The organism is Synechococcus sp. R6-7 (genome assembly GCF_047461695.1).
In the GTDB taxonomy this organism is placed as follows: Bacteria; Cyanobacteriota; Cyanobacteriia; order Thermostichales; family Thermostichaceae; genus Thermostichus.
Genome location: NZ_JANSHS010000102.1, coordinates 1 through 9,792, shown reverse-complemented (window position 1 = coordinate 9,792; position 9,792 = coordinate 1). Strand labels below are relative to the sequence as shown.

The window sequence follows — 9,792 nt, the reverse complement described above, 5'->3', positions numbered from 1 at the left end:
CAGCAGTGTTCAGCGTAAATGTATCAGAACCCCCTAGCCGATCCAGATTGAGCACTTCCTCTGGGAGCAACCCAAGGGCTAAGGGTCTGTCTGGGCTGAGGGATCCCACAAGCGCTATAATGCTGCTATTGCTGGCTCCTGCCGCTGTGGGGCTCGCCAAGCATCAACTTGACCAAGGGCGGGGTGAGCAGCAGGCAAAAGCTGGGCCGGATTCTGGAATGGAGACACTCTTAACTCAGTACCCAGGGCAGGTAACAGGCGTGATGGGGTCGAGTCGATAGGTGCAACAGAAAAGTGTGCCTCTTCGACCTAGCCCAGATCTAACCAGAAAATTTTACCCTGAGAAGGTGCTTCTTTCCGCGCGCAAACCCTGTCTTGTTGTGGACTATCGCTACGCGACGCTTTCGCGAACAGGCTGGGCCGCACAACTGGGGTTCTGCAATGGGCCAGCGTTCGATCTCCCGAGGCGGAGCCGTCTTGCTCCCTGAGCCTATCGATTGAGCCCATCCATGAATCTCCATGCAAACCTCACCGAATCCATTCATCCCATCCGATGAGTTTTCCTTCCAATCAGCAGAAGCCCCCCGCTGTACCCACCAGAGCCAGCATTGGGTAGTTCACATGCACTTAAACTCACCTCACCCATTGGAGAGGAAACAAAGCCAAGCGTCAAAGCAGAGCTGAGGGTAATGGACACCCCCATGATGAGTCAATCCTGGTCAAAGAAACTTGAGCAGATCCCGGCAAAAGGACAACACCTCGCCAGAATGAGGGTTCAACCCGTAACCGCGTGCCCTTGGGGCGGGGAGGGAAGTTAATGCCCAGGCAGATTGTCATTGCCGAGCAACATCGAGTGGCAGCCGTCTTCGCCGAAGATCAAGTGCAGGAGCTGATCGTCGCCAGCGGCGCTCACCAAGTGGGAGACGTTTACGTCGGAATCATCGAGAACGTTCTGCCCAGCATCGATGCCGCTTTCGTCAACATCGGCCCTGCAGAGCGCAATGGGTTTATCCACGTCAGCGACCTGGGCCCGCTGCGCCTCAAGCGAAGTCATGCCTCGATTTCTGAGCTGGTCTTGCCGCAGCAAAAGGTGCTGGTACAGGTGATGAAAGAGCCTACCGGCAACAAAGGGCCAAGGCTTACCGGAGATTTGGCCTTTCCAGGGCGGTATTTGGTGTTGCGACCCTACGGAAAAGGCGTTCATCTGTCCCGCCGCATCGAGGATCGAGAAGAGCGCAACCGTTTGAAGTCGCTGGCCATTTTGATTAAACCCCCGCAGATGGGCCTGTTGGTGCGCACCGAAGCGGAAGGTGTGTCCGAAGAAGCGATGATCGACGACCTGGAGCAATTGAAGAAACTCTGGGAAGATATTCAACAGCAGTATCAGGCGGCACGGGGGCCGGGGCTACTCAACCGGGATGACGACTTTATTCAGCGGGTGCTGCGGGATGTTTACTCCGACGATGTGAACCGTATTGTGACCGACTCTGCGGCAGGAGCGAAGCGAGTCCGTAGCTATCTGCAGGGCTGGAACAAGGGCCAAATGCCCCCTGGTGTCGTTGTCGATGCCCACCGCGAGCCCACCCCCATTCTGGAGTATTTTCGGGTCAACGCGGTTATTCGGCAGGCGCTGCGGCCACGGGTGGATCTGCCCTCTGGTGGCTACATCATCATCGAGCCCACCGAGGCCCTGACGGTAATTGATGTTAACTCGGGCTCCTTCACCCAATCGGCCACTTCTCGGGAGACAGTGCTGTGGACAAACTGTGAGGCGGCTACCGAGATTGCCCGCCAATTGAGGCTGCGCAACATTGCCGGTGTGATTGTGGTGGACTTCATCGATATGGATTCCCGCCGCGACCAGTTGCTGGTTTTGGAGCATTTTAACAAGGCCCTCTCCAGCGACAAAGCTCGCCCACAGGTGGTCCAACTGTCGGAATTGGGGCTGGTGGAGCTCACCCGCAAACGGCAGGGGCAAAGCCTTTACGAGATCTTCGGCTATTCTTGCCCCACCTGTGAGGGGCTGGGGATCCTGGCCCGCTTGCCGGGGGCCGAGCCAGGGCATCTGTTAACAATAGAAAGCGGCCTGACGGTAACGCTACCCACCGAGGTGGAAGAAGGGGATGAGGAAGACGCCGGCCCGATCCTGCCCCGCGATGGCAACCCCCAACGGGCACGCCTGCGAGTGGGGAGCGATGGGCTGTCTCGAGGCGATAGCCGTGCGCTGCTGCGGCGGTCGCGCTCTGCCCCCGGACAACGACGCCCCAGCCCGGATCCCTTTACGACTTCAGACGATCTGGAGGAAGAGCCACGGGTTGAAACGGGACGCAAGCGTCCCCGTGAAGACTGGGGGGATCCCCGCACCGGCCAGCGCCTCGTTACGCGGAGCCCAGATACTCCTGCAGACGAGGAAGCCCCAGAGCCGATGCAACTGCCAGGGGGCGGAGCAGACCTAAAGCGTCAAGAACCCCGCCGTTCTGGCCCTGGGGAAGAGGCAGAATCCACCGCACGCAAAGACCACGCTCCCCCAGCCCGCACCGTTCGCGCCAGCGGGACGGAGTCCTCAGAAGGCCGTCCGGCCCCGGTACGGCAAACCGTCACCGTGGAGATGACCCCGTTACAACAACGGGTCTACTCGGAGCTGGGGCTGTCGCCGCTGTTGCTGCTTGACCAGCCGCCGCCTTGGGGCCGAGACACGGCGGTTAGGGTGGTTCTGCCGGGAACTCTAGAGGCGGAAAGTCCGCCCAGGATGGAGACTGAGGCAACTTCTCAGACAGAGGAGTTGGCACCCGAACCGGAGGCTCTGCAGGAGAAGGAGCTGCTGGACAACCTCTCTCCACCCGAACTTTCTGAACCCGAAATCTCCTCTGCTGAATCGTTCGTGCCAGCAGTGCAGAGCAGCTTGGCCGAGCCAGCCGCGGAACTGGGGATCAGCCCTGCCCAGCAATCTCCAGCAGCCTCCAGGCGACGGCGCTCCCGCAGCAGTTAGGCGCTGCTCTCAAGCCCAGGGGCAGGCATGGGAGTATGGTGGAGCGGGCAAGGCCGAGTTTGATCTGGGAGGGATCCCTTTGGCAGCAAGGGATCCTGCGAGTGGCGGGGGTGGATGAGGTGGGGCGGGGAGCCCTGGCTGGGCCAGTGGTGGCGGCGGCGGTGATTTTGCCGGCCCAGATGGATCCCAAAGAACTGGAGGGAGTGAGGGATTCCAAACAACTGCGTCCGCAGCAACGCGCTCAATGGGCGGAACGGATTCGGCAGGTGGCTTTGGCTGTGGGCGTTGGCAGTGCCTCTGCTGCTGAGATCGACCGGCTCAACATTCGCCAGGCCACGGTGCTAGCCATGCAGCGGGCTTTGGCCAAGTTGGATCCAATCGAACACATTTTGGTGGATGGATTGCCGCTGGCCGAGCTGGGATCCCGGCAAACGGCCCTGGTCAAGGGGGATCAAATCAGCCTCTCCATTGCCGCTGCTTCAGTTGTGGCCAAAGTCTGGCGAGATGCCTTGATGCAGAGCTGGGATCGGCAGTACCCCGGCTACGGCTGGCGCACCAACGCTGGCTATGGCACGCGGGAGCACCGACTGGCGTTGCAGAACTTGGGGCCCACCCCGCAGCACCGCCGCAGCTTTGCCCCCTTGGCAGAACTGAAAGTCAGCAGATATGATGGTTAATGCAGTTGCATTGCCCACGTAGCTCAGTGGACTAGAGCACTGGGTTCCGGTCCCAGGTGTCGGAGGTTCGAATCCTTTCGTGGGCGTCTTCAGGCATATAAGTTCAGCCATATAAGTGGGCAACATACTCTCCGTACCCGTTGTAGGGCAAGGTGGGAACAATTTGCCACTGGGAACGGGATCCGAAACCGATCAAGACTTCCTGCTCCTGTGACCAGCGGGGGTGGGGCACCCTAGGATCCACATTGGCCTCAAATCCATACTCCTCAGGGGCGAGGGTATTCCAAAACGTAGAGGGTTGATGATCCAAAAGCTCGATTTTGACGATGGATTTTCCCCCCTTAAAGCCATACTTCCAGGGAACTACCATGCGAATTGGCGCTCCGTGCTGTTTGGGCAACGGCTTGCCATAAACGCCGAGGGCAAAAAAGGCCAACTCGTTAGCCATTTCCTCGATCCGCAACCCTTCCGTGTAGGGCCAAGGCAAGTTGGGGGGCCAGATCGGGCCAGGCATAATTTCCGGATCGTAAAAGGAAGTAAAGCGGACAAATCGAGCCGTCGGCAAAGGATCCACCCGTTCCAGCAACAGCCGCATCGGAAAGCCCAACCACGGCACCACCATCGCCCAGGCTTCCACACAGCGAAAGCGATAGATGCGCTCTTCGAGGGGGAAGTTAAACAGATCTTCCAGGCCCAACCGCTGAGGATGCCGCACCAGCCCGGTAATCTCGACAGTCCAGGGATCCGTGGGCAAAGCCTGTGCAGCCCGCCAGACGCGCTTGCCGGAGCCAAACTCGTAAAAGTTGTTGTAACGAGAAGCTACAATCTCCTCGGTGACGGGCCTGCCCACATCCGAAAAGTGGGGGTTGAGTGGGATCCCCCTCAGCTCTCGTTCTACCGAGGGAGCAGCTCCCCTGCTGCCAAACCCAAAAATAGAAAAACTGGCTCCCACCCCAACGGATCCCAGTTGCGCTAGAAATTGCCGCCGGCTGAAAAACATCTCTTCTGGAGTGACCTGTGCCTCTCGTTGCCAGGGGTGAGGAACTCGGATCCCGAACATCCATCAGCCATCCTTTGATTCAGAGTCAGGGAAAAAGTCTGCCGCCCGAACTACTACATCCTAAATGAATTACTACATCCTAAACGGATCTAAGCCGACATTCCCCGAGCTCGTTTCCAGCGCTGCCCCATGTGTAGTCATTTCAAATGTAGTCATTTCAAACAGCAATGAAACGATTTGTTATGTCTGTCCCTGGCTCCCCTCTCCTTTTGAGAGAGGGGTTGGGGGTGAGGGAAACCCTGCAGGCTGGGATGATCGGTGACGAAATCACGGTATAGCCGTGTTGGCTGAGTCCGTGCTGCTGGAAAAAAGTGTGGGGATCAGCTAAGGACTTGAGCTGGGCTCCGGCAAAACGTAAATAGACTCCACCTGCCGCCCTGCCGATGGCACTGCTTGGATGGTGCCCTTGTCGATGTGGTAAATGACTTTCTCCGCTTGCAACTGATTCTCCCCTTGGTTGATGATGACCTGGCCCTCCAGCTCAATGCGTTGCTCCTGGCTGTAATACACAGCTCTTTGGGCGCGGGCCGTAAGCCGCTCGGCAGGAAAACTGAGGGTGACATTGCCAATGGCCGTAAAAACCCCTGTGTTGGCGTTGGCCTCCTGCACATCGGCGCTGATGCTGATGGCACGGGGATTCTGACCCCAAGCCGGGATTCCAAGGGCCAGCACCACACCCACAGCCCAGCCCAGTGTCTTCAGCCGCTGCCAACCCTTCCGGTCAAGCGTTATCTCCAAAGTCATGCCCCATCACCCCGTCAAACCACCCCAGCAGCCAGTCTAGCTTCTCAATCCTGGTCATAATGGCGGGGCAGCCTACTGATCCGTTCCCTTTCTCCCCTGGGGTAGAGCTTGGGCAAGCTGTCTTTCCAATTCGGCAACCCGCTGCATGAGCTGTCGGTTGGCTTCCAGCAGCTCCCGCGCCTGGCTGTTGAGATAGGGATCCGATTCCCACCAATTGATGCCGATCTCCTTGGCCTTATCCACCGAAGAAATCAGCAGGCGAATGCGCACATTCAGCAACTCCACATTGCCCACCGAAACGGTGATGTCTCCGGCGATCACAATGCCCTTGTCCAGCACCCGCTCCAACACATCGGCCAGCGAGGAGCCATGAGTAGCCGTGGTCAAGGGTTGAGAGCTAATCGGCACAGAGTTCATCGACCTCCAAAGTGTACCAACAGGCAAAAGACTCAGCCAGGCAGTTGGTCTAGCAGATAATTCAGCAGCTGGGATCCCTCTTCATAGCGCTTGCCGGCTCGCGGCAACAGCACATCCGCACACAAAGCGCGAAAATCGGCATTCTCTTTGCTAACTGCCAGCTCATGTTCCTTGACAATGCGCCCGATCATCAAACAACTGCGCAGGCTGGGGTGGCGCGTCAGATCCAACTTGCGGCGAAAAGCCCGCACAATGTGGACGATCTTGAGGGCGTCGGGGCCGGATAAGCCTATTCGCGAGGTGAGAATCTCCTTTTCGGTCTCGATGTCCGGCTCCCCCATATCGATGGTGATCATCCGATCCAGCAGCGCATCTTGGGCCCTGTGAACCCCGGTATATTCCTCCGGGTTAGAGGTAAAAATGGCCCGGAACTGGGGATGCACCCGCAGATATTCCGAGCGGTTGCTGTCCGGCGGCAACACCAGCAGCCTCTCCTCCAAGGCACTCAGGAGAGCATTGTTGGCCTCAGGGCGGGAGCGATTGAACTCGTCGTAGATGAGGGTAAACCCCTCTCGGCAAGCCAAGGTGAGGCGGGCATCCACCCAGCGCTGCTGCACATCCTCCTCCGTCTTCACCACCGAGTGAATGAAGTTGTCCACCACCCGCCGATGGGTAAAACCGGTGCGCCCCCCGATGAGGTCGGAAGAATCGAAGCGGTCATCCCCATAGATCAGCATAATGGGACGGCCCAGCAGGCTGGCCAGGTGCATCGCCAAAGTGGTTTTGCCCGTACCCGAAGGCCCCCGCAAATGCACCGCAAAGCCCGATTGCAAATAGCGCAAAGCGCGGCGGGTAATCCGCTCAATGTAGGGGGTGTTCACGAACTGGCGGGGACGCGCCTGCAGAACCGTGGCCATGGAGATACTCAACCTCTTTGCTGCCCTAGACTCCTTTGCCTTGACTATAGCCCGGATGTTCTTCCTGCGCTCGGCACAACTAAACTGCGACCGTCCCCGACACCATGCGCCGCAGCGTAGCCAAGATTTCCGAGGGATCCAACCCCAGATCCACCGCGCCGCGGGCCAACAAATCCCGCACCCGTTCCCGATCCCCAATTACCTGCAGCAGGGTCAAGTTGGGATCCTGCGCTTGTAGATCACTCACATACTTGTTGACATAGTCAAGGATGGGATCCACCTGTTTCTCAACAGTAGGCGGAACTTCAGGGGGTTCGAGCGTTGTCAAACCCCCTGGGGGTTGGGAAACAGAGACCGGGGCGGACGGCTCCACCGGGGTTTGACCTTCGGCTACAGGCGTTGAGTCGGAAGCAGTCTCACCGGCAGTCGCAACGGCACTGTTAGAGCTTGCACTGGAAGTGGAGACTTCAGGTTCTGGGATGAGGTCAGGGATCCCATTGCCCCACACCTGCTTATGCAACTCCGCCCGGAAAGTGGCCAGGGATCCCCGCAGGGCCTGGGCCTGGGCTTGCTGTTCCTGAGCCATCTGAGCCAGCTCCTGTCGAGCCATTTGCCGGAGAGCCTGTACCCACTGCCGCAAATCGGCGCAAAAAGACTGCCGCGCTTGCTGAGTTTTGTCGGCCATCGCCTGCCGAGCCTGCGTATAGGTGCTCAGCAAATGCTCCACAGCCGCAGTCAAGTTAGCCCGGAAAGCCTGCAATTGCTGCCGGCTGACTTCCAATTGAGCAGCTCGTTCCTGCTCCAGGCGAGCCAGACTCTCTGCCACCGACTTGGCCCGCTGAGCCGCCGCTTCCGAACGGGAGCATTCGTCCAGGGATCGCCTCACAGCCCGCTCCTGCCTCAGTTTCTGCAATTGGCTGCGGGTTTGCTCCGTCTGGTGCCGTATTGCTTCTTGTCGTTGCTGGCGGCGCTGCCCCAGCTCAACCATCAGGGCTTGGTGCTGCTCTAGACGCTGCTGCCGGGATCGGCTTAACAAACTTCGGTTTTGAGTCACCCGCCGGCTGCGAGCTATGGCCCATTGTTCCTGCAAACTCATGATCTCCAATCCCTCACGTCGTTTTCAATGCTTGGGTGGATACAGCTTCTCTGCCTGTTCCCAACTCGATGGCACTGCCAACCTGTAGCTCAGTGCGGCTGCAAGACTCAATCCTCGAACAAAACCCGCAGAAGCAAGGCAGAGACCGGCGGTGGATCCCTGCCTCGCTTTCCGACGGCTAGCTTCCTACGCCTCCGCCCAGAGAGCATAACTCATCCAACCATTGCGATGCTCAAGGCGAGAGGGTTGTGGGCACTTTCCTTGGTTGAGTGATTTTGGTTAGGCAGATTTAGACGGCAGGAGCAGCAGCAGTAGCCGTCAGACCCACAGCCTCAGCGTACTTCAGGTAGGTTTCCACGGAAGCCACAACGACGCGGGCTTCAATGGCCAACAGCTCGATCCCAACCAAAGAAACCCGCACCCAGGCATCGACCACGATACCTTTATCCAAGATGCGATCGATCACTTCGGCCAAGCTGGACGAGGAGTTCACTTTCTCTACTGCCATAACGATCTCTCCTGCACTGATACTGCTGATACTGATGAGGGTTGAAAAGGACAGACAACTCGGCGGCAAAATGGCATGTAGAAGGGATCCCAGCTGAGGATTCACCTTCCCTAGGGCGACAGCCGCACCCTCTATCACCCTAGCCCTATTGTGCTGGCTTTTTTCGGGGAGAACACCCGTAGATTCGCTTAAAAAAGACGGCGAACTCGAAAGGTTTACCGCTTTTCTAAGCGCCATCCCCCCTACATAGTACTCGCCAGCAGAAAAAATGGGCAAAGATGAGGGCGAGTTTTGAGCCCAAGTTGTGGAAGTGTGGTGGAGGGGCAGTGGGAAGCGGCAGGGATCCCCTATACTGGGGGCAGTGGGCTTGCTGACATACCGTTTCTCGCTGGCTGATAGGGCTGTCGTGACCGATTTCAACACCGGGATCCCGAGCGTGCGTCGCCTGCAGAAGGTCATCAAGGATCGGGAAACCCTCGAGGTCAAACTCAATACCGGAGATGTCTTCGTCGGCCAGTTGCGCTGGCAGGATCCCGATTGCCTCTGTTTGGCCGATGCCGAGGGGCGGGAGTCGCTGCTGTGGCGGTCTGCCATTGCTTTCATCAAGGTCAGGCCTCAGTCTTAAGTACTGCTCCGGATCCCTGTACAGCTCTTCTTCCCAATTTTTGAATAAATCTTTACAACAACTCAGGGCTTTTCTGTCTCCCTCTGAGGGCAGTTTTCTCCAGTTGACCCACTCCTGCTGGGTTTTTGGAGCGGTTGACTACCCTGCCGTCGCCCTGAGTCTATCCCAAAGCCGTCCCCCATTGCTCCGCAACGCTGTTGCAACTGCGTCAGCGGGCCGTAGGCCTTGAGGACGAGGCTTTAGACCCAGTTTTTTGGTAAAAATGCCAATTAAGAAGGGTATGATGTGTTAAAAAATCTGATCTCTCCTCACCCAACCATGACGACTGCCCCCATTGAGATACCTCTTCAGCCTGCCGCCCAACGGCATAACCACTACAGCCGCGAAGACTTTTTCCGCTTTAATCTCTCCCAGGGATCCCTTGTGGACTGGACGGGCGCCCGCAATGTCTTGGTGAGCGAAGACTTTATCCTGGGTTTACAGCAGGGCCTGGAGGAAGAAGTGGGAGATGCCTCGGCTTCTCTGATGTACACCATTGGCCGAGAGTGGGGACGCAACGATGCTGTCCATTTTTCCCGCTGGTTTGAGGAGGAATATCGGCGCCAGCCCAAGCAGAGTAATCTCATGTTTCTCTTGGAAACCTGGTGGTGGCCTCTGACCTCGCAAGGATGGGGGCGCTGGGAGGTAGAAACCGAGAGTCGGCGGCAAGGGTTTATTTTCATCAACCTCTTTGACTCCGCCGTGGCCCGCACCCTGGGG

9 protein-coding genes, 1 tRNA gene and 1 pseudogene are annotated in these 9,792 nt (G+C 58.0%); 5 read left to right on the top strand and 6 right to left on the bottom strand.

The genetic code is table 11. The features are described 5' to 3' along the window. The first annotated feature begins 817 nt into the window (after positions 1 to 817). The 3 genes from NW815_RS03690 to NW815_RS03680 all read left to right on the top strand — a co-directional run bounded on the left by NW815_RS03690 (position 818) and on the right by NW815_RS03680 (position 3,752). On the top strand, positions 818 to 2,989 hold the full coding sequence (locus NW815_RS03690) for an Rne/Rng family ribonuclease (protein ID WP_414389920.1): 2,172 nt from the start codon (positions 818 to 820) through the stop codon (positions 2,987 to 2,989). Between the two features lie 35 nt (positions 2,990 to 3,024). Further along, positions 3,025 to 3,666, top strand: coding sequence for a ribonuclease HII (locus NW815_RS03685; RefSeq protein ID WP_414389918.1), 642 nt, complete (start codon positions 3,025 to 3,027; stop codon positions 3,664 to 3,666). 12 nt (positions 3,667 to 3,678) lie between these two features. Further along, positions 3,679 to 3,752, top strand: a tRNA-Arg gene (locus NW815_RS03680). Between the two features lie 17 nt (positions 3,753 to 3,769). On the opposite strand, the gene msrP is transcribed toward NW815_RS03680, so the two are convergent. From msrP to gvpA, 6 genes are all read right to left on the bottom strand, one after another. Beyond that, positions 3,770 to 4,726 (bottom strand): protein-methionine-sulfoxide reductase catalytic subunit MsrP, encoded by a 957-nt coding sequence (gene msrP, locus NW815_RS03675; protein ID WP_414389915.1) that lies wholly within the window; start codon positions 4,724 to 4,726, stop codon positions 3,770 to 3,772. 324 nt (positions 4,727 to 5,050) lie between these two features. Next, positions 5,051 to 5,470, bottom strand: coding sequence for an LptA/OstA family protein (locus tag NW815_RS03670; RefSeq protein WP_414389914.1), 420 nt, complete (start codon positions 5,468 to 5,470; stop codon positions 5,051 to 5,053). A 72-nt stretch (positions 5,471 to 5,542) separates the two neighbouring features. Further along, complete coding sequence (locus NW815_RS03665; protein ID WP_414389911.1) at positions 5,543 to 5,887, bottom strand: gas vesicle protein; 345 nt, start codon at positions 5,885 to 5,887, stop codon at positions 5,543 to 5,545. Between the two features lie 32 nt (positions 5,888 to 5,919). After that, entirely contained in the window at positions 5,920 to 6,804 is an 885-nt protein-coding gene (gene gvpN / locus NW815_RS03660) for a gas vesicle protein GvpN (protein ID WP_011433426.1), read from the bottom strand. 79 nt (positions 6,805 to 6,883) lie between these two features. After that, positions 6,884 to 7,900 (bottom strand): gas vesicle protein GvpC, encoded by a 1,017-nt coding sequence (gvpC, locus tag NW815_RS03655; protein WP_414389909.1) that lies wholly within the window; start codon positions 7,898 to 7,900, stop codon positions 6,884 to 6,886. A 289-nt stretch (positions 7,901 to 8,189) separates the two neighbouring features. Then, positions 8,190 to 8,408, bottom strand: a complete 219-nt coding sequence (gvpA, locus tag NW815_RS03650; protein WP_011429717.1) for a gas vesicle structural protein GvpA — start codon at positions 8,406 to 8,408, stop codon at positions 8,190 to 8,192. Positions 8,409 to 8,712: 304 nt separating this feature from the next. Between gvpA and NW815_RS03645 the strand changes: the two genes are divergently transcribed. Further along, the gene (locus tag NW815_RS03645; protein ID WP_414415719.1) at positions 8,713 to 9,033 is read left to right on the top strand and encodes an Hfq-related RNA-binding protein; all 321 of its coding nucleotides are present in this window, start codon (positions 8,713 to 8,715) and stop codon (positions 9,031 to 9,033) included. Between the two features lie 318 nt (positions 9,034 to 9,351). Further along, positions 9,352 to 9,792 (top strand): annotated as a pseudogene (locus NW815_RS03640) (4-vinyl reductase); the annotation flags it as partial.